Raw genomic sequence first — 25,076 nt, forward strand, 5'->3', positions numbered from 1 at the left:
CTTCTGATGTACACGCAAAGTGAATAAACTCATTGATTGCATGTAGCTCGGCGTTATTCGCTACTTTTTGTTTTAATAAGTACTCAACCGCTTTTACATCGTGGTTAGTGGTACGTTCGATATCTTTTACACGCTGCGCATCGGCTTCGCTGAAGTTATCAACAATCGCGTTAAGTAAAGCATTGGCTTCGTCGCTAAATGCCGGTACTTCTTGGATAGCATCCGCAGCTGCAAGGGCTTGTAACCAACGAACTTCGACTGTTACACGGTATTTTATCAAGCCAAATTCGCTGAAAATACTGCGTAGTTCAGTGGTTTTGCTGCCGTAGCGACCATCTACCGGAGAGATAGCTGTTAACGCTGAAAGCTCCATAATAACTCCTAAATTTTAGTTTTGAACGATAATTAAATATGGTTTTTAGCAATGGCAATGATTTTTCTTTTTGCAAAGAAAAAGTGACGGCGTTTACCGCCCATTTGTCGCCATAATACTGCACTGCGAATACCTGCTAATAACAATGCACGTATTTTGTGTTGTATTAATTGCTGTTTTAATAAATCAGGTTTGCCATAAACCTGAATTCGGTGCCCAAGGGGGCTAAGCACCTTTGAATAAATATCAGCAAGGGCAGCTATCACAGTGTCATCGGTAATGGCAAAGTGATCAAGACGTCGTTTAACATCTTCTATGCTTTTCCCAAGCTCTGCTAAGCTACTTGCTTTGGCGCTTAAAGCGCGTTCAAGTTGCATTAAACCGCCAACGTATTTGACGATTTCTACATCTTTCTTTTCACCAGCACTGAGTTGATTAAGTAAACATTTATAACCATCACGCAGATTTTCAGTGCCTTGATACACATCGCTGGGTGATTCTGGCGATGTTTCTACAATACTGTTTAACAGTTTTTCTAACTCGTAATCGTTACTACTGCCGTACTGGGCAATTTTTTGTACTTGCTTTGCTACTTGGCACATGGCTGCAAGTGCCATGACTTGGTGTTCATTCATTATTTGATCACCGAATCAATAACACCACCACCTAAGCAGACTTCATTGGCATAAAATACCGCTGATTGACCTGGGGTAACGGCTTTTTGTGGCTCATCGAATAACACTCTTGCTAAACCATCCTCACCAACCAGTAATGTACAGTTTATATCTTCTTGGCGATAACGGGTTTTTACTGTGCAGCGAGTGGTGCCTTTTGGCCCAACACGGTCAACCCAGTGTAATTGGTTAGCATTTAAGCCATTGCTGTAAAGGCGCGCGTGATCTTTACCTTGGCCTACAACCAGCACATTGCGTTCTAGATCTTTATCGACCACGTACCAAGGTTCGCCTGAGCCTTCTTTCATGCCACCAATTAGTAAACCTTTACGTTGCCCTAATGTGTGATACATCAAGCCTTCATGCTCACCAACATTATTGCCATCGGTGTCTTCGATAACCCCCGGTTGCGCAGGTAAGAACTTTTGTAAAAAGTCTTTAAATTTACGCTCGCCGATAAAACAAATACCAGTGCTGTCTTTTTTATCGTGAGTAATTAAATCTTGCTCTTCTGCAATGCGACGCACTTCAGGTTTGGCTATATCACCAACCGGGAATAGCGTTTGTGCTATATGCTCATGGCTTAATGTATATAAGAAGTAGCTTTGATCTTTATTATCATCAAGGCCACGACACATAACGTATTTGTCATCACGTAATTCACGACGCACATAATGACCGGTGGCAATAAAGTCAGCACCAAGGGCGGTGGCTGCAAATTCTAAAAAGGCTTTGAATTTGATTTCTTTATTACACATAATGTCTGGATTCGGTGTACGACCTGCTTTATATTCAGCAAGGAAATACTCAAACACGTTATCCCAATATTCTGCGGCAAAATTAACTGTATGCAGCTCAATACCCAGTTTGTCACAGACGGCTTGGGCATCTTTTAAATCATCTGCCGCAGCGCAATATTCATCATTATCGTCTTCTTCCCAGTTCTTCATAAACAAGCCTTCAACTTGATAGCCTTGTTGTTTTAATAGATAAGCTGATACAGAAGAATCAACACCGCCGGACATGCCAACGATGACTTTAATGTGACTATTTTCGCTCATGGATAATTTCGCTTATACAGGTTGCTGTCATTAAACTACTAGCGTTTACACGTATTACAGAGCTAAAGAAAAGACACTCTGACAAATTACGCCGGCTATGAAAGGCCGCGATTATAGCATGTATATAGACGCCCAAGCCACCCAAAATATGAGTTTTGTAAGGAACAACGAGATTGCTAAATGAAGGGGCTGTTAAATTAAAAACAGGTTCATTTTAGCGAGTTAAATAAGAGCTCGCTAAATAATAGCGGTATAAGTTTCAAGGCACCAAAGCTGTGTCTTGAAACTTAAATTTCTAGTCGGCTGCAACTAATCGCTACTCTACACCAATAAAACCGCCGGTTTGATGTGCCCATAAAGCGGCATAAATGCCATTTTTCGCCAGCAGTTCGTCATGACTGCCTTGCTCTACAATACCGCCGTCATCAAGTACTATAAGCCTATCCATTTGCGCGATGGTTGATAGGCGATGAGCAATGGCGATCACGGTTTTGCCTGTCATTAAATCATCAAGACTCGCTTGAATGGCCGCTTCAACTTCAGAGTCAAGTGCGCTGGTTGCTTCATCTAAAATCAGTATCGGGGCATTTTTAAGTAGTACGCGGGCAATGGCGATACGTTGGCGTTGTCCGCCTGAGAGTTTTACACCACGTTCACCAACTTGGGCGGCGAAGCCTTTATTGCCTTTACTGTCTTCAAGGTCGTCGATAAATTCCAGGGCTTTGGCTTGTTTGGCCGCATGCAACATTTCTTCATCGCTGGCGTCGGGTCGGCCATATAAGATATTTTCTTTCACTGTACGATGCAGTAAAGAGGTATCTTGGGTGACCATCGCAATATACTTACGTAAGCTTTCTTGGCTCACTGTTGAGATATCTTGACCATCAATGTTAATACTGCCGCTATCCACATCGTAAAAACGCAGTAATAAATTAACCAGCGTTGATTTACCCGCGCCAGAGCGACCCACTAAACCTATTTTTTCACCGGCTTTAATGTTTAAGTTTAAGCTGTTGATCACCGCTCCACGGTTAGTTTCATTGGCGGCTTTACCATAATTGAAATGCACTTGATTAAAGTCAATTGCACCTGCGCTGACTTGTAAGGTGTTGGCATTGGGTTGATCATCAATTTCAATCGGGTTTGATAAGGTTTTCATGCCATCAGCGACAGTGCCGATGTTTTCAAACAAACCGCTAATTTCCCACATGATCCATTGTGCCATACCATTTAAACGCAGTGCTAAGCTAACCGCAATAGCAATGGCGCCGGCGCTAATGGCGCTTAAAGTCCATAAATACAATGACAGTGCGGCAACGCTAAACACCAAGAAGTAGTTAAGGGTTTGAATGGCAAAGTTTAAACTGGTCACTAAGCGCATTTGCTTATAAACAGGTTGTAAAAATACATCCATACTGTCTTTTGCGTATTGCTCTTCACGTTGGGTGTAGGAAAATAATTTGATAGTCGAAATATTGGTGTAGCTGTCCACTATGCGCCCGGTCATCTCAGAGCGGGCATCAGCTTGTGAACTGGCTACTTTTTTGAGCTTAGGCACGTAGTACATTTGAATCAAAATATACAAAGCTAACCACACCAGTAATGGGAGCATTAACCGCCAGTCAGCTTCTGCAACTAAAAATACCATCGCGCCAAAATAAACCACGATATACATAAGTACATCGAGTAATTTCATCACTGTTTCACGTACCGCAAGGGAGGTTTGCATGACTTTGGTGGCGATACGTCCTGCAAATTCGTTTTGGTAAAAGCTGACACTTTGACGCAGCAGATAACGATGCGCTAGCCAGCGAATTGACATGGGGTAATTACCCAACAAGGCTTGATGCAGTATTGCAGAATGAAAAAACACCACGGTCGGCAATACGACAAGCAGTACGACCGCCATTTTTATGAGTTCAGATTTTTGTTCAATAAATAATGTTTCAGGTGTAGAGGTACTGAGCCAATCAACAAGTTGGCCCATATAACTAAATAAAGAAACCTCTAAAATAGCCAGTAATGCCGCACTAAGCGACATAAAGAACAGCGAGACTTCCATACCTTTGGTGTAATGGCGGCAAAACGCAAATAAAGTTGACGGAGGCTGGGTGGGCTGCTGCTCTGGAAACGGCTTAGTCATCCGTTCAAATAATCGATACATTTTAATATCTTGAATAGCGAAAATGGCGTTAACTATATCACTGAAAAGCGACAATAACAGGTTTAGATAATGATCTTTTTGTGGCGATAGTTGTTACAAGGCAACATTATTTACTACCATTTTATTTTGCCTGTCAACATGTCTTTAAACATCACCCAGTCTCCCCATAAGCTATAAAACGGGTATTTGAATGTAGCAGGGCGGTTTTTTTCGAAAAAGAAATGGCCAACCCAGGCAAAGCCATAGCCAATAATGGGCAGCAACCACAATAACATAAATTGTTGGCTAAACAGTGCGTATAAAATGATTATGAGTACTAAGGAGCTGCCAGCAAAATGCAGACGACGACAGGTTATATTTTTATGCTCTTTTAAGTAGTAGGGGTAAAAGCGTTTAAAGCTAGTAAATTCAGGTGTGCTTTTCATATTACTTATCTTTTATGTTCTTAATGGTTAAAAATATAGCGTTTTACATTTCTTTACAGATAATAGGCGCTTTGATCTCATACTACTAGACAAGCTTAGGCTAAATTTATAACGTGCTAGCTCTAACAAATAAACGAAAAGATCATAACAATATTAAAAAAAGCCATTACCTGCGCCGTTTTAGTTGTGCTTTCGGGCTGCTCTGAATCTACATCAGTATCAACGCCCATAGAAAAAGATGTAAAACCAGCCATGACCGTTACTCAATCTATTACTTATCCTGAAACAAAACAAGGCACAGTGGTTGATCAATACTTTGATGAACAGGTTGCAGACCCTTATCGCTGGTTAGAAGACGATATGAGCAGTGACACTGCTGATTGGGTTAAAACACAAAATAACCTGACTTTTTCCTACCTTGAAAATATTCCATACCGCGACAAGTTAAAAGCTAGCCTTGAAAAGCTAATGAATTATGAAAAAGTCACCGCACCATTTACTGAAGGTGATTACACCTATTTCTATAAAAATGATGGCTTACAAAACCAATATGTACTTTATCGTACTAAAGGTGAAGGCGAAGCTGAGGTATTCCTCGATCCGAATAAATTTAGTGCAGATGGTACCACCTCAATGTCAGGTCTTACGTTCTCAGAAGATGGCTCATTGGCAGCTTATCAGATTTCTGAAGGTGGTAGTGATTGGCGTAAAGTGATCATCATCAATACAGACACTAAAGAGCAACTTGAGACAGCATTAATTGATGTTAAATTCAGTGGTTTGTCGTGGGTTGGTAACGATGGTTTTTACTACTCAAGCTACGATAAACCTAAAGGCAGTGAGCTGTCTGCAAAGACTGATCAACACAAAGTGTATTACCATAAATTAGGTACAGCGCAAATCAGTGATGAACTTATCTACGGCGGTACGGATGAACAAAAACACCGTTACATTGGTGCCTCGGTAACCCGTGATAATCGTTATTTATTAATATCAGCCAGCGTGTCTACCTCAGGTAACAAACTGTTTATTAAAGACCTAACCAAGCCTGATAGTGAATTAGTGACGATTGTTGGCGATACCAATTCAGACACTTACCTGTTGGATAACGATGGCAGCACGTTATTTTTAGTCACCAACTTAAATGCACCGAATAAAAAAGTGGTGACGGTTGATGCGACAAACCCAACCTCTGAGCAGTGGCAGGATCTGATCCCAGAAACAGACAATGTATTAAGCATGTCTAAGGGTGGCGGCTTCTTTTTTGCTAAGTATATGGTTGATGCAATTTCTAAAGTGCAACAATATGACAAAGCAGGTAAGTTAGTACGTGAAATTGGCTTACCCGGAGTGGGCACTGCGGGTGGCTTTAGTGGTAAAAAAGAAAGCACTACACTTTATTATTCATTTGCTAATTACACCACCCCAGGCAATACCTATGCGTTTGATGTAAATACGGGTAACTCTGAAGTTTACCGCAAGTCTGGCGCGCAATTTGCTACCGAGGCATACACCTCTGAGCAAGTATTTTATAGCTCTAAAGATGGCACAAAAGTGCCAATGATCATCTCCTACAAAAAAGATTTAAAACGAGATGGCACAAACCCAACCATTTTATATGGCTATGGCGGCTTTAATGCCAGTATGACACCAGGCTTTAGCCCAACCATTGCAGCGTGGCTTGAACAAGGTGGCGTTTATGCAGTGGCGAATATTCGTGGTGGCGGTGAGTATGGAAAACAGTGGCACGATGCCGGTACACAGCTTAACAAACAAAATGTATTTGATGACTTTATTGCCGCTGCAGAGTACTTAAACGCTGAAAAATACACGTCGAGTGATTACTTAGCGGTGCGAGGTGGCTCAAACGGTGGCTTATTAGTGGGCGCAGTAATGACTCAACGCCCAGAACTATTTAAAGTCGCATTACCTGCGGTTGGGGTACTTGATATGCTGCGTTATCATACATTTACCGCCGGAGCTGGCTGGGCTTATGACTATGGTACCAGTGAACAAAGTAAACAAATGTTTGCTTATTTGAAAGGCTATTCACCAGTTCACAATGTGAAAACGGGGGTTAAATACCCTGCGACTTTGGTCACTACGGGCGATCATGATGATCGGGTGGTACCAGCGCACTCATATAAGTTTGCCGCTGAGCTGCAAGCGAAAGGGGCAGGCGACAATCCGTATCTTATCCGCATTGAAACTAACGCAGGTCACGGTGCCGGTACACCAACCAGCAAAATTATTGATCAATATGCAGATATCTATGGCTTTACGCTTTACAACATGGGTATTAAATCACTGTAATTGAGTAATACAAATAAAAATGCCGCAGCAATTGCTGCGGCATTTTTTCTTGTTAATCGTTTAAAATATTCTTACATCCGCTTTTTCAGCAATGTAATCAATAGCAAGTTGTGCGCGTACACTGTTACCTGCTTTATCTAATTTTGGTGAAAATACCGCAATGGCGAATTTACCCGGTACCACGGCAATGATCCCGCCGCCCACCCCGCTTTTTGCAGGCAGACCGACTTGGTAAGCCCAGTCACCACTGGTTTCATATAATCCCGCGGTGGTCATTACCGCTAATACGCGCGAGACGTTTTCTGGCTCCATCAGTTTTTTACCCGTGACAGGATGTACGCCTGCATTTGCCAGCACGGAGGCCATCATCGCTAAATCTTTTGTGGTCACCCCAACAGAGCACTGGCGGGTGTATACATCCAGCGCTAAATCCACGTCACCATAAAAGCGATCATAAGATTTTAATAATTCAGCAATGGCACGGTTGTGGCCGTTGGTTGCTGATTCTGATTGATAAATATCATCAAGCACCGTTAATTTTCGGTTTGCAAAATCATTATACCAATGCGCAATTGAGCCCCATTTTTGTTTATCGGTATCGCCGTCGAGTAAGCTGACGGTTGTCATGGCTCCTGCGTTAACCAGCGGGTTTACGGCACGCGCTTGATTAAGCTCGATGGCCGTCACTGAATTAAATGGCAGGCCCGTTGCATTTACGCCAATTTTTTCTTGGATAGCATCCGCGCCTTGTTGCTCCATTGCTAATGAGAGCGTAAATACTTTAGAAATTGATTGAATTGAAAACTCCGTATCAACATCACCTTTGCTATACACTTTGCCTTTTGCCGTTACTAAGGCAATGCCAAACAGGTTTGCATCAACCTTGGCTAAAGCTGGAATGTAATCTGCATTTGCGCCTTCTTGTACATCTTTATATAAAGCATGTGCAGTACTGAGCACTTGTTCAAATTGCGACTCTGAAGGAGGCGTTTTAGCATAACTAGGGGTTACTAAAACCACTGACAGAGCTATTAAACAGGCTTGCAATGTTGTTGTCATGGTATGTCCTTTTTAATTATTACTTGAAAACAAGCGTTGATGCGTTTTAAACGCATATTCGTCAGTCATGCCACTTAAGTAATCACAAATAACCCGTTGCGTATTGCCGTTTTGTTGCTGTACTTGACGAAATATATTCGCTGTGGTCTCAGGCAAAAGCCGTAATGGCTCGCAGGCAAATACTTCAAATAATTCAATGATTAATTTTTGCCCTTTAAACTCAATTTGCTGCATATGTGATGCACGTATGAGTCGTTGATAAATGAATGACTTTAGTGCATCGAGTAGTTGCTGATAACTATCTGGCAGTACCACGGTATAATTTAGAATCGGGTTATCAAATGCAAACTCTGTGTGTGTAATCGAAGATTGAGTAATAAACAGGTTTACTAACTCACCAATCACATCTTTTCGTTGTGCTTCACTGCCTAAAAATAATCGCTCAGTTAATTGGCTGTGCATTAGCCATTCACAGTCTACTTGCGCAAGTGCAGGCAGAGCATGATTTTGCCATTCTTTTAAGGTAATTTGCTCTGTTGCAATGGCATCTTCAAGATCATGTACCGCATAGGCTATATCATCAGCAAGTTCCATGATGGCAGCATCAAGAGATTTAAAACTGGTTTTAGAGCGAAACTCATCAATTGCCTTAAAGTGGCCTAAACGTTGTTTATCAGCTGAAGATAATGGCGCTACAATCCAGTCAAATGTCTCTTTGTCATCATGGTATAGACCTTTTGCCGGTCGCCAGTCATCCGCTTTGATATAGGCGCGCAGTGGATCGTGATGGGGGATGGTGTGCCATAAATCATTGATAAAAGCAGGGTATTTAATAAACCCAAGCAGAGTACGTCGCGTTAAGTTCATACCGTGGCCATCACTGTATGGCTCTAGTCTTGATACAATACGTAATGTTTGTGCGTTACCCTCAAAGCCACCATGCTCTCGCATCATATAGTTAAGCGCGATTTCACCACCGTGACCATAAGGCGGGTGGCCTATATCATGCGCTAAGCACAGTGTTTCAAGTAAGCTGGGATCGGGGAAATGGGTAAAATCTGGGTGTTGTTTTTCTAGATGGCGAAGTAAGCCACTGCCAATTTGCGACACCTCTAAAGAATGGGTTAACCGTGTACGATGAAAATCATTTAGGCCAATGCCCATTATTTGAGTCTTCGCTTGTAAACGACGAAATGCAGCTGCATGGATTATACGAGAACGATCGACCTGCCAAGGTGAGCGGTTATCATTAGGGCGGTGTTTCTTTTGATCAATAATACGACTTTGCCAATCTAATTCCATTAAATGCACATCCAAAACTTCTTCAAGGTTTATATGAGCTTAATTGTAGCCGATTTTTTTAGATTATAAATCATTCAGGTGGGGATATTCGCCTTTATTTGAGGGGTTAGGTATAATGCCTAGGCACATGCATGTGGATATACCATGCATATATGTTAGTTTTTTTGAGAGAATACATGCTTAAGTTCCTTTTTCGTTTAATTGTTAGCCTATTTTTTATCTGGGCGTTGAGTTACCCATTCATAGAAAAATCGACTTCATTAATTGACAGTGAAACAATTGCAACTAAACCACCGATTAAAAAGCAAGAAAAGCCATTACACACTGTAAAACTTCCCGATTTTGATCGTTTTACAGATGTAAAAGAAAAAAAACATGCGTTTTTCGACTTTATTCGCCCACATATTGAAGCTGAAAATAAGAAAATTTTGCAACAACGTGCTACGTTAGAAATTGCTTTGATGATGGTGCAATATGATGAGCCATTAAGTAGCGCACAAACTAAGCAAGTTAAAACAATTTTGAACAGCTATAAATTACCAGCAACCATAGACAGCTTGGCGTTAAAGCAAGCTCTGCGTCGAGTTGATATCATTCCCAAAGAATTGGCATTGATGCAAGCGGCCAACGAATCAGCATGGGGCACCTCGCGGTTTGCCCGCATTGGTTTGAATTTTTTTGGTCAATGGTGTTATAGCAAAGGTTGCGGTATGGTGCCGAATCGCCGTAATAGTGGTGCGGATCATGAAGTGGCAGCATTTAAATCTGTACGTGCAGCGGTTAATTCGTATTTCAAAAACATTAATACTCATGCTGCTTATAAACAGCTGCGCAGTATTCGCGCTGATTTACGTGAGCAACAGCAGCCAATTTCGGCAACTAAATTGAGCTACGGATTAACTTCATACTCTGAACGCGGTGAAGCGTATATTGAAGAATTAAATCAGATGATCAACCAAAATAGAGCTTACTTTGATGAATAATCCAGTGCGTTGTGTTAGCTATATGATGGCAGTTGCCGTTGTATTGATAGCAAGTTTTAGTGTCCAAGCAAAAGAGTTTGTAGTCTCTTACGATGGTTTTTATGACCGTTTAAAAGTGGTTAATAAAGGGGATTTTCAATTTGCCCAGGTTAATTTCTATATCACTGATATAGCAACAAATGACGAATGTTTAATTAAAAATGGCCGCATTATTACTGAGCGAGAAGAATTCCCACTCAATTACACTGAGCATGCCCAGTTATTATTGCCGTATGACAAACAGCTTGATACAAATAAAGCCGTGGTTGTGATAGAGCCAGAAAATGAAAACCACGATTGTCAGCTAAAACTGCAAATTGAAGCTCGCGAATTTAATAATAGCCATCTCAATAAGCAGCAATTGTATCAGCTTGACCAAGAGTTTGATGAGTTACTTTCGGACTTGTCTGGTTTCTTTATTAGTAAGCTAATGAGCTTTTTATTACCTGAGCAAAAAGGACTGGTACTGACATTTGCTTCGCCGGTAACCATTGCTGATGCTGCTTTTGACTGCCAAGAGTCGATTTGTCGTGTGAGTATTGACGAGCAGTGGGAAAATGATAAAACCGCATTTGCTATCTCTGTACCACTGATAAAAGTAACGCCGTGGATTGCTAAATAAGCGTTAATAGCGTTATTTTAAAAGGGCATACTTAACCTTGAATTGGCAGAGCCAATATCTACTGCAATAACAATAGCGGCGCCTAATTCCTTTGCCCTTATTACTGATGACGAATAGATAACATGATCAATAAAATCCATTTCATAGAGCATTTACGCTTTGCTTTAGCTGCTCAGTTAGAAACCGCAAAATCAGCGGCTAAAACAGCACATGACACAGCAACCCATGAAGAGAATATAGCAGAAAATAAATACGACACGTTAGGGTTGGAGGCCGCCTACTTGGCACAAGGTCAGGCACAGCGCGTGAATGAATGTTATCAGAGTATACAACAGTTTGAACAAAGCTTTAAAGAAGTCATCAGCGACAAAGTTATAGTGGGTGCGTTGGTCTGTGTTGAGTATGAAACGGGGGCACAGGCATGGTTTTATGTTGGTCCAAATGCGGGAGGATTAATTGTCGAACATAAACAATATCAGGTTCAAGTACTGACTCCCCATGCGCCATTAGGTAAAGCACTATTAAATAAGCAATGCGATGATGAGGTGACATTGAGCATTGCCGGGAAAAGCCAACGATTGAGTATTATTAACCTACTTTAGTAATGAACCTGAGCGCTGGATAATAAATTCATCTCCAGCGGCTACTTTTAACACTAACTGTGTTGCATTTATTTGCAATAGGAAAGCGTCTGACGCGTTAATTTGCCTTGTTATTCCCGCCAGTCTCCGGTTGCAGAGTTGCCCGCCTTGCGAAGTTCGTTACTGCGAAAAATTAAACCATCAATTACGACTACAATACTTTTGTAAATTTAAATATATTCAATTGCTTAGGTTAAAAGTTGATACTTTCTAAAAGGCTGTTTTTTTAGATGTTCTAATTGTAACGTCATTGATTAAATTTACTTATCCTAACGCTAAAAATTACTCGTTGGTAAGGCCGTTAAAAACCCTTTATAAATCACCTGTAGATTAAGCAGTCGCTGGATCTAAAGCACCCATCCTGTTAAGTACATGTGTTATGCACAACTATTACTTAGCAGTATGGGTGTTTCTATTTATATTCATTGTTATATATTTTATTTTGACTTATTTTAGGAAAAGTCGTGTTTAAAACCTTGATTGTGGTTGATAACAACGAGCAGTCACTTGCTCACTCATTCGAAAACGTAATTACCTTCAATACCTACTTACGAGATTATCCAAAGCATAATGAGCCAAAAACGCGCATTATTAATTTATGCGACTCAAGCCAGTACTTGAGTAAAGGCTATTATTGCTCATTGCTTGCTGAGGCACGTAAACACCAAGTTTTGCCAAGTGTTAAAACCATCAATGCGTTACGCAGTGGCCAAGCCTTAATGCTGAATATTGGGGTGCTTACTGATGCCTTGTACTTTGGTCATGCGGTTAATGAATTACAAAATAAAGCAGCCAAAGCGGTATTTAAACAATACCCAGCACCGATTTTATTTGTTGATCAACAAGGGCTATTAAAACAAGGTTCTTTGACGTCACTTAATGACCAACAGCAACAAGATTTTGTGGCTAAATTAACCGAGTTTACACAAACGCAATGGCGTATTAGTAGCACCCAAAAACGCTACCGCTGGGATATGGCAATTTTGGTTGATCACAATGAAAAAGTGCCGCCGAGCGATAAAGATGCGATTACACGATTTATCAAAGCAGCCGCAAAGCATGGTATTTATGCGCAGGCGCTGAGTTTTGATGAGATAGATAATATAGCCCAGTTTGATGCGCTGTTTATTCGTCAAACCACAGCGATAGATCATCCAACATATCGTTTAGCGAGCAAAGCGCAAAGCTTAGGGTTAGTGGTTATTGATGACGCTGAATCCATTTTACGTTGTTGCAACAAAGTGTATTTGCACGATGCGTTTAATTATCAAAAAGTGCCGAGTTTAAAAACCCTTGTGGTGGCAGATCAAAGTGATGAAACCATTGCTCAGCTTGAAGATAGCTTTACCTACCCATTAGTGCTAAAAATGCCAGAAGGGTCGTTTTCCAAAGGCGTGTATAAGGTAGCGGATCGCCCCGAGCTTGTAGCTAAGCTGAGTGAATTGTTTGAATTTAGTGCCTTAGTGTTAGCCCAAGAATACATGTATACCGAGTATGATTGGCGAGTAGGCGTGCTAAATGGTCGTGCTATTTATGCGTGCCGTTATTTAATGGCACGTAATCATTGGCAAATATACAACCATGATGCAAAGCGATTTTTCTCTGGCGGCTTTGAAACTCTGCCGACCTTTGAGCTACCAAAAGCCGTGCTCGATGCGGCATTAAAAGCCTGTAAAACAGTTGGTAAGGGGCTATATGGCGTAGATGTGAAAGAGCATCAAGGTCGTGCCTATGTGCTAGAAGTGAATGATAACCCAAGCATTGATCATAAGGTTGAAGATGCTTATCTCGGTGATGAGCTGTATATGATCATCATGGATGAATTTAAGCAACGTCTTGAAGCCCGAGGTCGAGGTTAATGTCTGATCATGATGTGGCAGTGCGAGCTGCCACAGAGGCTGATTTAAAGGCACTACTTGCAATAGAACAACAAAGTTTTAGCCAAGATAGGTTAAGTGCGCGCAGTTTAAAGCGTTGGATTGCTGCTAAACACGGTATTTTGTTGGTTGGCGAATCAAATAACCAGTTGCTTGGCTACGGCTTGGTGTGGTGCCATAAAGGCACCCGGTTAGCCCGTTTATATTCGTTAGCAGTAACACAGCAAGCACAGGGCAAAGGCCTAGCACAGCAGCTGTTAAAGGCGCTTGAACGTGCCACTGCTGAGCGTGGTCGTGTGTTTATGCGCCTTGAAGTGGCGGTAAATAATTTAGCCGCCATTGCCTTATATAAAAAGCTCGGCTATCGGGTATTTGGCCAATACAGTGATTATTACGACGATCACAGTGATGCGCTACGAATGCAAAAAAACATTCGTAATACCAATGAGCTCGAATTTACACGGGAAACACCGTGGTATCAGCAAACAACTGAATTTACCTGTGGGCCAGCTGCATTATTGATGGCAATGTCATCAATAAAAAAAACAGCTATCACGCAGGTGAGTGAACTTGATATCTGGCGCGAAGCTACCACCATCTTCATGACCTCGGGTCATGGAGGCTGTCATCCATTAGGGCTGGCACTGGCGGCGAATAAACGTGGTTTTAAAGCGCAAGTTATCATTAATAACCGCGATACATTGTTTGTTGATGGAGTAAGAAACGACAATAAAAAAGCGATTTTACACACTGTGCACAACCAATTTGTAGTCGAAGCAATTAACCACAAACTGGATGTTAAATACCAAGATTTAACGCTTGAGCATATCGAGCGATGGCTTGCTGAAGCAATGGCCGTGGTGTTATTGATCAGTACGTATCGCTTTGATGGTAAAAAATCGCCTCATTGGGTGTGTGTTACCCACTTGGACGAACATTGTTTATATGTTCATGATCCGTTTTGTGAAAACGACAAACAATTGGCGATTGATTGCCAACACGTACCAATCGCAAGAAGTGATTTTTTTAAAATGGCTAGTTTTGGTAGTTCTCGATTGAGTACCGCTTTGGCGCTAGCAAAATAATCTGTTGTAGTAGGAATTGTAGTGACAGTGTATGAACTTTTAGACATCGCCCCTTATTCATGGTCGGCAATTGGCAGCGCTGCTTTTTGCGGTGCTTTAATTGGTATGGAGCGCCAATTGCGCGGCAAACCTGTGGGGATCCGCACCTCTGTGCTGATCATTCTGGGTACTTATTTGTTTTTAGCGACTGCCTTTATGCTGCATGGGGATGTGATTGACCATTCGCGGGTAGTTGGACAAATTATTACAGGTATTGGCTTTTTAGGTGCAGGGGTGATGCTCGCAAAAGATGGCGCAGTGGTGGGAGTCACATCAGCCGCCACAATCTGGGTATTAGCATCCATTGGTGTGGTGATTGCGACCAATAATTTACTGGCGGCGATCAAACTCTCTATTTTAGTGGTGGGTATTTTATATGGCGTAGATGTCCTTGAAGCTAAATTTAAAAGCTTGAGTAAAGGAGTGCATCGGCATGTGAAAATTTACTCAAAACGTTACTATAGAGGCAATAAAAAAGAAGCCGAGCGCCACGATTAAGTGGCGGTTTATCATATCCATCAACGCGTTAGATAAACAATAACAATCGATCACGTTAACCAAATAACTTTCTCCTAACCACGTTACGATAATCACTAGGGGTTTGTGATAGCAATTTTTTAAACACACGGGTTAAGTGCCCTTGATCGTTATAGCCCACCTCTAGCGCGACTTCTTGAATCGATAAATTCGATGAAGCTAATAATTCCTTCGCTGTTTGCACCCGTAGTTGCTGCCAATATTCAATCGGGCTTTGGTTGGTGGCAACTCTGAATCGCCGTGTGAATGAGCGATAGCTTAAGCCAAACAATTGGGCAACGTCAGTTAGGCTTTGCTCAGCAGTTAAATTATTTTTTAGCCAAAATTGAATTTGCGCGATCAGTTCGTCAGGGTGTCTATCCACGGCACCTTCAAGGTAACGCTGATCTTCATAAGGTTTGCGTATTTCGTGTGAAAAGTTACGCTCAACGTGTTGAGCGGCTGCTTGTCCGTAATATTGGCTAATAATATGCACGATCACATCTGCTAACGCATTCAAACTTGCTACGCTGTATAAACGTTCTGATTGGGTGATGAAAAAGTCAGGTTTGAGTAGCACTTGTGGGTAATCACGCTTAAATTGTTCGGCATAATGCCAATGGGTAGTCGCAGGGTGACCATTTAAAAGTTTTGCCTCGGCCACAAGGCAATTACCAGTACCCACGCCAATTATTGAGCTACCTTGTTGCCAACTATCAGTAAGCCACTGCACTAACCCTTGATTTGCTCTAACAACCGGACGAGGGTTACGCCAGATACCAGGAACAATGATCAAATCACTATGCGGAGCGTTGGCATAGCTGTATTCAGGTAAAATCGCCAAGCCGCTGCGGTTGTGGATTGGCTCCTTATCTTCTGCAATTAAATTGATCAGCAATGGCCGAAACTGCGTGGTTATTTCATCGCCTTTTGCATGGCCTTTTGCATAGGCTTCACCGGCTCTGAGCATTTCGATGGGCAGCGTTACACTGGTGATCAATAAATGCTGATAGACCAAAATACTGATCTGTAACGGGCTATCTTCGAGATTGTTGTCCATTTAATTGCTCCGACCAGTTGGTTTTGGCCTGTTAGGCTTGTTATTTGGCTATTTAAGCACAATCTTGGCGGTAAAATCCATCTAAACTAGCTACTTCTCCTATAACACGTTTTCTCAAGGTAAATTATGACAGCATTACCCGTTATTGTCGGCATGGGCGGAATTAACGCCGCAGGCCGTACCTCATTTCATCAAGGTTATCGTCGTATCGTGTTAGACAATTTGGCAGCCGAGGCACGCCAAGAAACATTTTTAGGTTTAGCGACTTTAATGAATCTTGTTTCATTACAAGAGGGCGAATTAAAAGACCAACACGGTAATTTAGTAAAGCAAAGCGATGTAGAAGCACAATTTGGCGAACAAATTATTGCTGGTACTTTGATCCGTAAAATTGAAAAAAATCATTTTGATGTCGATGCAACGCCATGGCAGCAAAAAATGACGCTAACACTCAGTGATGAGCAAGCGATTGTATTTGAAGCCCGTCGTCGTGATTTACCACAGCCAATACCGTCAAGTTGGGTAATTGAAGATTTAGCCGACAAAAAAGTAAAGGTCACCATTAGTGCCGAGCTTGATATAAAGCACGACAGCACCCGAGATAACCCGGTAAAAGCCGCAGGACAATTACCTACCGGTTTTGATCCTGCCACTATGTATAATAGTCGTTATCAACCGCGCGGTTTACAAGCCACTATTTTTGCGGCAACGGATGCTATACGTTCGACAGGCCTAGACTGGCAACAGATTATGAACAGTGTTGAGCCAGATCAAATTGGTACTTATTCAGCATCCGTGGCGGGGCAGGTGAATGATGAAGGGTTTGGCGGCTTAATTCGTTCGCGCCAACAAGGCGAACGGGTAAGCACTAAACAGTTAGCACTTGGTTTAAATACCATGTCTACTGATTTTATTAATGCTTATGTAACCGGTAATGTGGGTACTACATTTACTACGTCAGGTGCATGTGCCACGTTTTTATACAACTTACGTGCGGCTGTGAATGATATTCAAGCGGGACGTACACGGGTAGCCGTCGTAGCGTCTTCTGAATGTGCGATTACACCTGAAATTATCGAAGGTTTTGGCAACATGGGAGCGCTTGCTAACGAAGAAGGCTTAAAGCGTTTAGATGGCACTGAGACCGTTGATCATCGTCGTACTAGTCGTCCATTTGGTGAAAACTGTGGTTTTACCATAGGTGAAGGCGCACAAGTAGTTATTCTAATGGATGATGCACTCGCATTAACACTTGGAGCCGATATTATGGGCTCAGTCGCTGATGTGTTTGTTAATGCTGATGGCGTGAAAAAATCGATTACAGCACCAGGACCTGGTAACTACATCACCATGGCAAAATCTGTGGCGTTAGCGGCTAATATCTTAGGCGCAGAGGCTGTGCAACAACGCAGTTTTATTTTAGCGCATGGCTCAAGTACGCCACAAAACCGTGTTACTGAATCGCTCATTTATCATCGCGTAGCCGAAACCTTCGCGATTGATAACTGGAAAGTCGCTGCACCTAAAGCGTATGTAGGGCATACCATTGCCCCTGCTAGTGGCGATCAGCTCGCAATGGCTCTGGGTGTATTTACTCACAATATTATGCCGGGAATTACCACCATAGATAAAGTGGCTGATGATGTGTATAACCAACACTTAGATATTCGTACTGAACATTATCAATGTGCTGAGATGGATATAGCCTTTATCAACTCAAAAGGTTTTGGTGGTAATAATGCAACAGCCACAGTGTTATCCCCTAAGGTAACCATGCAAATGTTAGCAAAACGCCATGGCAGCGATGTGATGAATGCATACGCATTAACTAATCAAACTGTAACTGCTGCACAGGCCACTTACCAACAGCAAGCCGACTTAGGTCAGTATGAGCTTATTTATCGCTTTGGTGATGGCATGATTGATGAAAATGATATTGTAATTTCTGAAACCGACATGCAGATCCCTGGCTTTGATAAAGCGATTGCATTTACTAAAACGAATCCTTATCAAGATATGTTTTAAGCACATTATTCTTGACTGGCAAGGCGCTTTTATAGCGCCTTTTTTAATGCGTGAATATTAGTCCTATAAAGTTTTCAAATTGTCATTGGCTGCATTTTTTTGTTGAATCACCGCAGTTTACGCGATCTGTCACTTTTCCTTGTTATAATTTCACCCTATTAAAGAGGCCAACGTTTGAGAGTCCTATGATCGCCAGTTTATTATTGTTAAGTGCTAGTGCCACATTAGATAGCCATTTGCCACCATTACTGCCTTGGCAAGGTCAAAGCTTGGCACTGATACAACAAAAAGGCCCATTAACCACTGATTTCGAACTAAGCGAAGGCCTCGAATCACCAAATTATCAACAAACTATGGCCTTTGTTGATCGTCTTGTCGCGGCCAACCCGACTCAGTTCCAAGTGCAAACGATTGCCCATAGCGCCAGCGGCCGTGCGATCAACATGATGGTAGCTAGCGAAGAAGGTGCCTTTACACCTTCGCAGTTAATGCAAAATACCAAGCCGACTATTTTTATTCAAGCAGGGATCCACGCGGGTGAAATTGACGGCAAAGATGCCATGTTTATGTTGCTGCGCGATATCGCAACCGGTAAACGCCGTGATATTTTAAGCCAAGTAAATATCTTATTTATTCCAATTTTGAATGTTGATGGCCATGAACGCAGCAGCCAATTCAATCGTATTAATCAACGCGGCCCAGTAGAAATGGGTTTTCGAACCAATGCCAATAATCTTAATTTGAATCGTGATTACACTAAACTAGACACCCCAGAAGTGCGCGGTGTATTAAGCGTTATCAAACAGTTTAACCCTGACTTATATATTGATGTGCATGTAACTGACGGCGCAGACTATCAGTATGATGTTACCTATGGCTACAACCCCGTGTTTGCTAGTGAATCACCCAGTGTGTCAGATGCCTTGGATCAGTATTTTAAACCGGTAATCGACGAAAAATTACGCGCACAAGGACACCTTCCTGGGCCGCTGGTATTTGTCATGGATAAACGTGAATTTAAAAAAGGCTTAGCAGGTTGGGTTGCCACACCTCGTTATTCAAATGGCTGGGGCGATTTACGCTCATTACCTACTATTCTAGTTGAAAACCATTCACTTAAACCCTATAAGCAACGAGTGCTTGGCACCTATGTGTTTTTAGATGGGGCGATTTCAGCATTAGCACAACATCATCAACAATTAGCGGATGCGGTTAATAAAGAACATGCATTTGTACCAAGCCAACTTATAGTGGAACGTGGTTATGCTAAAGAGCCAAATACTGTGGTATTTGAAGGCATTAAGTATGCGCGCAGTCAAAGTGCGCTAAGTGGTCAGATGGAAGTGAAATACTTAGGTGAAAAACAGCATTATGATGCGTTGCCTATTTATTGGCAAAAAGACGTAAAAACCGTGCTCACTGTACCCAGTGCGTTTTATATTCCACCTGCGTATCCACAGATTGTCGAAAAGCTTAAATTGCATGGTATTACTGTAGAAAATGTGAGCAGTGATGAGCTGGTAACTAATTTAAAAGTGGCACTAGTGACAGAGCATGAATTTGATAAAGCGCCGTTTGAAGGACGCTTTAGAGTGAGTGCTGATTTTGATTTCGTTGATGTAACCGATAACAATTTGACTGGTTGGTCTAAAGTGGCAACAGCGCAACCTTTAGGTGAATTAGCAACGCATCTTTTACACCCAAAGGCACCGGATTCATTTTTTGCTTGGGGTGAGTTCAACACGATTTTTCAACGCACTGAGTATATGGAAAACTATGCGTTAGCGCCGTATGCTCGTAATATGTTAAAAGATAAACCCGCGTTAGCATTAGAATTTGATAAAAAAATTCGTGAGGATGCCGCTTTTGCAAAAGATCCACAAGCACGCTTAAACTGGCTCTATGAACATACCCCCTTTTACGATCAAGCCTATTTAAAGTATCCGGTGTTGATGACATTTGCAGCTAAACCGCCAAGGAAGAATTAACGCATGGAAATCATTACTATTCCGGTAACTGCTTTTGCACAAAACTGTCGAATTGTTATTTGTAAACAAACACGCCAAGCCGCCGTGATCGACCCCGGTGGTGACGCTGAAAAAATTATTGCTGAACTGGCTAAGCACACGCTGAATTTGCAATGTATTTTGCTCACCCATGGTCATCTTGATCATGTTGGCGCGGCAAAAATACTCGCTGAGCATTTTGCAGTTGATATAGTTGGGCCACAACAAGATGAGTTGTTTTGGTTTGATGCACTCCCAATGCAAGCACAAATGTTTGGCTTTGCGCCAGTTACGCCTTTTTATCCACAACATTGGCTCAATGATGGTGATATTTTCCCATTAGGTGAACTGCGCTTTGAGATCCGTCATTGTCCAGGTCACACTCCAGGGCATATTGTTTTTTATGAAGCCAAGCAGCAGTTAGTAATTGTCGGCGATGTTATTTTTAAAGGCTCAATAGGGCGTACTGATTTCCCTAAAGGGGATGCGCAGCAATTACTCGCCTCAATTAAGCAGCAAATTCTCACTTTGCCCGACGAAACCAGAATACTCTCAGGACATGGACCTGACACTAAAGTCGTTGCAGAGCGCATATCGAATCCATTTGTTAGGGGTAAATTTGGTTAGTTACGCATAAAAAATGCATAAAAACACAAGACTCAACGAATAAAGCAATGTATAATTTAATCAATTTAGTAAAATAATTAAGAAATAAAATGTCTCTAAATCACGTAGATCGCCAAATTTTGGCACTGTTACAGCAAGATGCGAGTCTTTCGACCGCAGATATTGCTGATAAAGTAGGTTTATCTCAGTCACCTTGTTGGCGTCGTATTGCTAAGCTTGAGCAAGATGGTTACATCAAAGGTAAAGTTGCTTTATTAGATGAGAAAAAGCTCGGTTTTGATATGTTAGTGTATGCGCATGTTCGCTTATCGAATCATGGCCGTACTAATCTTGCTGAGTTTGAACGACTGATCTTAAGTTATGACGAAGTAACGGAATGTTACAGCATGGCTGGTACTATGGATTTTATGCTACGGATTATTTCTAAAGGCATCGAAGGCTATGAGCAGTTTGTGCGTGATAATTTATTGAATCTTGAATTTGTCCAAGAAGTTCATTCAAATGTTACCATGACGTGTGTAAAACGCAGTACCTCGTTGCCACTTTAATATCGCTTTAATCAGGTTAGAGTAATTATAGACTTTAGCCTGCTCCTCTTACTGTAATTGTTAACCTTAGCTTAATTTGTTAGAATTCAGCGCTTTTTTGATCCCACCCCCGAAGAGGAATTCAATGTTTAACTTATTAAGCAAGGCGCCAAGCTCTGCTAAAAACGATATTTTATCAGGTATAACGGTTGCACTTGCGCTCGTACCTGAAGCTGTTGCCTTTGCGTTTGTTGCAAATGTAGAGCCTTTAGTTGGTTTATATGCAGCATTTATTGTTGGCTTGATCACCGCTATTTTTGGCGGCCGCCCAGGTATGATCTCTGGTGCAACCGGTGCACTTGCTGTTGTGATGGTAAGTTTAGTGTTAGATCATGGCGTTGAATATTTATTTGCGACTGTACTACTGATGGGGCTACTGCAAATACTGGCTGGGGTGTTTAAGCTGGGTAAGTTTATTCGCATGGTACCGCATCCTGTCATGCTGGGCTTTGTCAATGGACTCGCGATTGTCATCTTCCTTGCTCAACTTGGCCAATTTAAAGTGTCTGATAGTGAAGGCGCTTTGCAATGGATGACTGGCACACCGATGATGATCATGCTCGCACTTGTGGCATTAACCATGGCTATTATTCATTTCCTACCAAAATTAACTACGGCGGTGCCATCGACCTTAGTGGCCATTGTTACAGTAACTGCGATTGTTATGGGCTTTGATTTAGAAGCGCGCACAGTACTTGATTTCTTAAAAGACATGACCGGCGACAGCGCCGCGACTATTGCTGGTGGTTTACCAGAATTTCATATTCCTATGGTGCCATTTACCTTTGAAACACTGAAAATCATTTTCCCTTATGCACTTATTTTAGCGGCGATTGGTTTAATTGAATCTTTATTAACCTTGAGCCTAATTGACGAAATTACAGAAACCCGTGGTCAAAGTAATAAAGAGTGTATTGGTCAAGGTGCAGCAAATGTAACCTGTGGTTTCTTTGGTGCAATGGGGGGCTGTGCAATGATTGGTCAATCGATGATCAATATTAACTCAGGTGGCCGTTCGCGTTTATCAGGCATAACAGCGGCAGTGATGTTGCTGGCGTTTATTTTGTTTGCCGCAGGCTTAATTGAGATGATCCCACTTGCAGCACTGGTTGGTGTGATGTTTATGGTGGTGTTAGGCACATTTGAATGGGCAAGTTTCAAAATGATGAAGCGGGTACCAAAGTCAGATGCTTTTGTTATTGTGCTAGTGTCAGCAGTCACTGTGATCACTGATTTAGCTATTGCTGTATGCGTGGGTGTGATTGTCTCTGCGTTAGTTTTTGCGTGGCAACATGCGAAACATATTTTTACAACAAACTATATTGATGAACAAGACTCTAAAGTCTATGAATTACACGGACCATTGTTTTTCGGTTCAGTGAAAAATTTTGCAGAGTTATTCGATGTTAAAAACGACCCTAAAGACGTTATCATCGAATTCAAATACAGCCGAGTGGCTGATCACAGCGCCATAGAAGCCATTGACGCATTAGCTGATAAATACACTAAAGCAGGTAAACAGTTGCATCTTCGTCACCTAAGCCAAGACTGCACCCAGTTACTTTATAAAGCCCGTGATTTAGTTGAAGTGAACGTGATTGAAGATCCTACTTATAAAGTCGCCTCAGACAAGCTTGCTTAAGCTGTTTTTTTGAGTGTAAAGCGAAGGCAGTGCCTTCGCTTTTGTGTATTCATTGCTTGCTTGTGTGAGTTTATCGGTGGCGAACTCATATAGGCCGTCATTTCGTGAGACTAAGCTCGACTAGTGGCGGCACTGCCTGTATAATTCGCGTCCTCTTTATACCGTGTTATTGCCTGTATTAACTTTTCCTTATCCATCGAACAGTTTACTTGCCAGTATTTGCTTAGGAAACTCATCTTGATATCTACCGCTAACATTACCATGCAGTTTGGTGCCGAACCTTTATTCGAAAATATTTCAGCTAAATTTAGTAACGGTAATCGTTATGGCTTAATTGGCGCCAATGGCTGCGGTAAGTCAACCTTTATGAAAATCCTCAATGGTTCGCTGGCGCCTACCTCGGGCAATGTCTCTATTGCACCGGGCTTAAAAGTAGGTAACTTGAGCCAAGATCAATTTGCCTTTGAGCAATACACGGTAGTTGATACGGTGATCATGGGCGATGTTGAATTATGGAAAATAAAGCAAGAACGTGAACGCATTTATTCACTCCCTGAAATGAGTGAAGAAGATGGCATGAAAGTGGCTGAGCTGGAAAGTGTGTTTGCTGAAATGGACGGCTACAGTGCAGAAAGTCGTGCTGGCGATATCTTATTAAAAGCAGGTATTGAAGAAGAGTTTCATTTTGGCTTAATGTCGCAAGTGGCGCCAGGTTGGAAATTACGGGTGCTGCTTGCCCAAGCCTTGTTTGCAAATCCAGATATTTTATTACTGGATGAGCCGACCAATAACTTGGATATTCACACTATTAGCTGGTTAGAGCAGGAGCTTAACCAACGTAAATGTACGATGATTATTATTTCTCATGATCGCTATTTCCTTAATGCTGTGTGCACTCATATGGCTGATATTGATTACGGTGAGCTACGTATTTACCCAGGTAATTATGAAAAATTCATCGAAGCATCAACACTTATTCGTGAGCAATTACTTGCCGGTAATGCGAAAAAGCAATCTGAAATAGAAGAGTTACAAGATTTCGTTAACCGTTTTGGTGCCAATGCATCAAAAGCAAAACAAGCCAGTTCACGTGCTAAACGTATGGATAAAATCAGCTTAGATGAAGTGAAATCATCAAGCCGTATGGCGCCATCATTGTATTTTGATGAAGGTAAAAAGATGCACCGCCAAGCATTGATCTTAGAAAACTTTGGTCATGGTTTTGATGGCGAAGTATTGTTTGAAGGCGGCGAGCTGATTTTAGAAGCCGGTTCAAAACTAGCGATTATTGGTGAAAATGGGGTTGGTAAATCAACCTTTATTCGTTGTTTAGTGGGTGAACTTGAAGCGAACCACGGCGTTGTTAAGTGGTCAGAGAATGCTTCTATTGGTTATTGCCCACAAGATAGCAGTAAAGATTTTGATAACGACTTAACGTTATTTGATTGGATGTCACAGTGGCGTACAGCTAAACATAACGATTTAATGGTACGTGGCATGCTTGGCCGTTTATTGTTTACCGCGGATGATGCGAATAAAAAAGCTAAAAACTGCTCAGGTGGTGAGAAAAACCGCCTATTGTTTGGCAAGTTGATGATGCAAGATGTCAATGTGTTGGTAATGGATGAGCCGACAAACCACATGGATATGGAAGCGATTGAAGCGCTTAATAATGCGTTAAAAGGCTTTGAAGGAACATTGATTTTTGTTAGTCATGATCGTGAATTTGTGTCATCACTGGCAACCCGTATTATTGATATTCGTGACAAAGAAGTGGTTAATTTCCACGGCACCTTTAACGAATTTATGGCAAGCCAACAAGAGCAAGCGAAGCTGTTGGCTGCCAAGTAACTTAGCACGCTGAGAAAACCGACTTAGGTCGGTTTTTTTGTGTCTACTGTACTCAGTGGATTAAATAAGTTGCTTGTTTAGCTTGTTAAAATCAGCTTGTTTTTC

At 41.8% G+C, this 25,076-nt stretch carries 22 protein-coding genes; 13 read left to right on the forward strand and 9 right to left on the reverse strand.

Annotated elements, in window-relative coordinates; translation table 11 throughout:
- From ENH88_RS19990 to ENH88_RS20015, 6 genes are all read right to left on the reverse strand, one after another.
- The coding region (locus ENH88_RS19990; protein ID WP_304185016.1) for a lyase family protein at positions 1–373 on the reverse strand (373 nt) is incomplete at its 3' end.
- 32 nt (positions 374–405) lie between these two features.
- A complete protein-coding gene (hflD, locus tag ENH88_RS19995) occupies positions 406–1,008 on the reverse strand; it encodes a high frequency lysogenization protein HflD (protein WP_304185017.1) in 603 nt (200 codons plus the stop codon).
- The gene (gene mnmA, locus ENH88_RS20000) at positions 1,008–2,108 is read right to left on the reverse strand and encodes a tRNA 2-thiouridine(34) synthase MnmA (protein ID WP_304185018.1); all 1,101 of its coding nucleotides are present in this window, start codon (positions 2,106–2,108) and stop codon (positions 1,008–1,010) included. Before mnmA ends, hflD begins: the two co-directional genes overlap by 1 nt.
- Positions 2,109–2,424: 316 nt before the next feature.
- The gene (locus tag ENH88_RS20005) at positions 2,425–4,272 is read right to left on the reverse strand and encodes an ABC transporter ATP-binding protein (RefSeq protein WP_304185019.1); all 1,848 of its coding nucleotides are present in this window, start codon (positions 4,270–4,272) and stop codon (positions 2,425–2,427) included.
- Positions 4,273–4,385: 113 nt separating this feature from the next.
- On the reverse strand, positions 4,386–4,697 hold the full coding sequence (locus tag ENH88_RS20010) for a DUF962 domain-containing protein (RefSeq protein ID WP_304185020.1): 312 nt from the start codon (positions 4,695–4,697) through the stop codon (positions 4,386–4,388).
- 122 nt (positions 4,698–4,819) lie between these two features.
- Entirely contained in the window at positions 4,820–4,951 is a 132-nt protein-coding gene (locus ENH88_RS20015; RefSeq protein ID WP_304185021.1) for a hypothetical protein, read from the reverse strand.
- Here ENH88_RS20015 and ENH88_RS20020 point away from each other — a divergent pair.
- A complete protein-coding gene (locus ENH88_RS20020; protein ID WP_304185022.1) occupies positions 4,950–7,010 on the forward strand; it encodes a prolyl oligopeptidase family serine peptidase in 2,061 nt (686 codons plus the stop codon). The genes ENH88_RS20015 and ENH88_RS20020 overlap by 2 nt on opposite strands.
- A 60-nt stretch (positions 7,011–7,070) precedes the next feature.
- On the opposite strand, the gene glsA is transcribed toward ENH88_RS20020, so the two are convergent.
- Entirely contained in the window at positions 7,071–8,069 is a 999-nt protein-coding gene (gene glsA / locus ENH88_RS20025; protein ID WP_304185023.1) for a glutaminase A, read from the reverse strand.
- A 12-nt stretch (positions 8,070–8,081) separates the two neighbouring features.
- The gene (locus ENH88_RS20030; protein WP_304185024.1) at positions 8,082–9,371 is read right to left on the reverse strand and encodes an anti-phage deoxyguanosine triphosphatase; all 1,290 of its coding nucleotides are present in this window, start codon (positions 9,369–9,371) and stop codon (positions 8,082–8,084) included.
- Positions 9,372–9,547: 176 nt separating this feature from the next.
- Between ENH88_RS20030 and ENH88_RS20035 the strand changes: the two genes are divergently transcribed.
- The 6 genes from ENH88_RS20035 (at position 9,548) to ENH88_RS20060 (ending at position 15,155) form a co-directional block, all read left to right on the forward strand.
- Positions 9,548–10,354, forward strand: a complete 807-nt coding sequence (locus tag ENH88_RS20035; RefSeq protein WP_304185026.1) for a glucosaminidase domain-containing protein — start codon at positions 9,548–9,550, stop codon at positions 10,352–10,354.
- Positions 10,347–11,015, forward strand: a complete 669-nt coding sequence (locus tag ENH88_RS20040) for a DUF2987 domain-containing protein (protein WP_304185028.1) — start codon at positions 10,347–10,349, stop codon at positions 11,013–11,015. Before ENH88_RS20035 ends, ENH88_RS20040 begins: the two co-directional genes overlap by 8 nt.
- Positions 11,016–11,140: 125 nt before the next feature.
- Positions 11,141–11,617: a transcription elongation factor GreAB gene (locus ENH88_RS20045; protein ID WP_304185076.1), complete on the forward strand. Its 477-nt coding sequence runs from the start codon at positions 11,141–11,143 to the stop codon at positions 11,615–11,617.
- Between the two features lie 503 nt (positions 11,618–12,120).
- Complete coding sequence (locus ENH88_RS20050; protein ID WP_304185030.1) at positions 12,121–13,515, forward strand: RimK family protein; 1,395 nt, start codon at positions 12,121–12,123, stop codon at positions 13,513–13,515.
- Positions 13,515–14,618, forward strand: coding sequence for a GNAT family N-acetyltransferase/peptidase C39 family protein (locus tag ENH88_RS20055; protein ID WP_304185033.1), 1,104 nt, complete (start codon positions 13,515–13,517; stop codon positions 14,616–14,618). Before ENH88_RS20050 ends, ENH88_RS20055 begins: the two co-directional genes overlap by 1 nt.
- Positions 14,619–14,639: 21 nt before the next feature.
- On the forward strand, positions 14,640–15,155 hold the full coding sequence (locus tag ENH88_RS20060; RefSeq protein WP_304185035.1) for an MgtC/SapB family protein: 516 nt from the start codon (positions 14,640–14,642) through the stop codon (positions 15,153–15,155).
- Between the two features lie 55 nt (positions 15,156–15,210).
- On the opposite strand, the gene ENH88_RS20065 is transcribed toward ENH88_RS20060, so the two are convergent.
- Complete coding sequence (locus ENH88_RS20065; RefSeq protein WP_304185037.1) at positions 15,211–16,233, reverse strand: GlxA family transcriptional regulator; 1,023 nt, start codon at positions 16,231–16,233, stop codon at positions 15,211–15,213.
- Between the two features lie 126 nt (positions 16,234–16,359).
- Between ENH88_RS20065 and ENH88_RS20070 the strand changes: the two genes are divergently transcribed.
- The 6 genes from ENH88_RS20070 (at position 16,360) to ENH88_RS20095 (ending at position 24,971) form a co-directional block, all read left to right on the forward strand.
- A complete protein-coding gene (locus ENH88_RS20070) occupies positions 16,360–18,258 on the forward strand; it encodes a beta-ketoacyl synthase (protein ID WP_304185040.1) in 1,899 nt (632 codons plus the stop codon).
- 185 nt (positions 18,259–18,443) lie between these two features.
- Complete coding sequence (locus tag ENH88_RS20075; RefSeq protein WP_304185043.1) at positions 18,444–20,246, forward strand: M14 family metallopeptidase; 1,803 nt, start codon at positions 18,444–18,446, stop codon at positions 20,244–20,246.
- Positions 20,247–20,249: 3 nt separating this feature from the next.
- Positions 20,250–20,891 carry an MBL fold metallo-hydrolase gene (locus ENH88_RS20080; protein WP_304185045.1) on the forward strand — a complete coding sequence of 214 codons (642 nt, stop codon included), beginning with the start codon at positions 20,250–20,252 and terminating at the stop codon, positions 20,889–20,891.
- An 89-nt stretch (positions 20,892–20,980) separates the two neighbouring features.
- Positions 20,981–21,439, forward strand: a complete 459-nt coding sequence (locus tag ENH88_RS20085) for an Lrp/AsnC family transcriptional regulator (protein ID WP_016707271.1) — start codon at positions 20,981–20,983, stop codon at positions 21,437–21,439.
- Positions 21,440–21,563: 124 nt separating this feature from the next.
- Positions 21,564–23,120, forward strand: a complete 1,557-nt coding sequence (locus ENH88_RS20090; protein ID WP_304185046.1) for a SulP family inorganic anion transporter — start codon at positions 21,564–21,566, stop codon at positions 23,118–23,120.
- 237 nt (positions 23,121–23,357) lie between these two features.
- Positions 23,358–24,971: an ABC-F family ATPase gene (locus tag ENH88_RS20095; protein ID WP_304185048.1), complete on the forward strand. Its 1,614-nt coding sequence runs from the start codon at positions 23,358–23,360 to the stop codon at positions 24,969–24,971.
- The last annotated feature ends 105 nt before the right edge of the window (positions 24,972–25,076 follow it).

Source organism: Pseudoalteromonas prydzensis (assembly GCF_011050055.1).
In the GTDB taxonomy this organism is placed as follows: Bacteria; Pseudomonadota; Gammaproteobacteria; order Enterobacterales; family Alteromonadaceae; genus Pseudoalteromonas; species Pseudoalteromonas prydzensis_A.

What these genes read in the sequence shown, in the direction of transcription:
- ENH88_RS20005 (WP_304185019.1), bottom strand. Translation starts at nt 4,272, where the DNA reads ATGTATCGATTATTTGAACGGATGACTAAGCCGTTTCCAGAGCAGCAG.
- ENH88_RS20075 (WP_304185043.1), top strand. Translation starts at nt 18,444, where the DNA reads ATGATCGCCAGTTTATTATTGTTAAGTGCTAGTGCCACATTAGATAGC.
- ENH88_RS20020 (WP_304185022.1), top strand. Translation starts at nt 4,950, where the DNA reads ATGACCGTTACTCAATCTATTACTTATCCTGAAACAAAACAAGGCACA.
- ENH88_RS20090 (WP_304185046.1), top strand. Translation starts at nt 21,564, where the DNA reads ATGTTTAACTTATTAAGCAAGGCGCCAAGCTCTGCTAAAAACGATATT.
- ENH88_RS20080 (WP_304185045.1), top strand. Translation starts at nt 20,250, where the DNA reads ATGGAAATCATTACTATTCCGGTAACTGCTTTTGCACAAAACTGTCGA.
- ENH88_RS20040 (WP_304185028.1), top strand. Translation starts at nt 10,347, where the DNA reads ATGAATAATCCAGTGCGTTGTGTTAGCTATATGATGGCAGTTGCCGTT.
- ENH88_RS20055 (WP_304185033.1), top strand. Translation starts at nt 13,515, where the DNA reads ATGTCTGATCATGATGTGGCAGTGCGAGCTGCCACAGAGGCTGATTTA.
- hflD (WP_304185017.1), bottom strand. Translation starts at nt 1,008, where the DNA reads ATGAATGAACACCAAGTCATGGCACTTGCAGCCATGTGCCAAGTAGCA.
- glsA (WP_304185023.1), bottom strand. Translation starts at nt 8,069, where the DNA reads ATGACAACAACATTGCAAGCCTGTTTAATAGCTCTGTCAGTGGTTTTA.
- mnmA (WP_304185018.1), bottom strand. Translation starts at nt 2,108, where the DNA reads ATGAGCGAAAATAGTCACATTAAAGTCATCGTTGGCATGTCCGGCGGT.
- ENH88_RS20015 (WP_304185021.1), bottom strand. Translation starts at nt 4,951, where the DNA reads ATGGCTGGTTTTACATCTTTTTCTATGGGCGTTGATACTGATGTAGAT.
- ENH88_RS20065 (WP_304185037.1), bottom strand. Translation starts at nt 16,233, where the DNA reads ATGGACAACAATCTCGAAGATAGCCCGTTACAGATCAGTATTTTGGTC.
- ENH88_RS20030 (WP_304185024.1), bottom strand. Translation starts at nt 9,371, where the DNA reads ATGGAATTAGATTGGCAAAGTCGTATTATTGATCAAAAGAAACACCGC.
- ENH88_RS20035 (WP_304185026.1), top strand. Translation starts at nt 9,548, where the DNA reads ATGCTTAAGTTCCTTTTTCGTTTAATTGTTAGCCTATTTTTTATCTGG.
- ENH88_RS20070 (WP_304185040.1), top strand. Translation starts at nt 16,360, where the DNA reads ATGACAGCATTACCCGTTATTGTCGGCATGGGCGGAATTAACGCCGCA.
- ENH88_RS20010 (WP_304185020.1), bottom strand. Translation starts at nt 4,697, where the DNA reads ATGAAAAGCACACCTGAATTTACTAGCTTTAAACGCTTTTACCCCTAC.
- ENH88_RS20085 (WP_016707271.1), top strand. Translation starts at nt 20,981, where the DNA reads ATGTCTCTAAATCACGTAGATCGCCAAATTTTGGCACTGTTACAGCAA.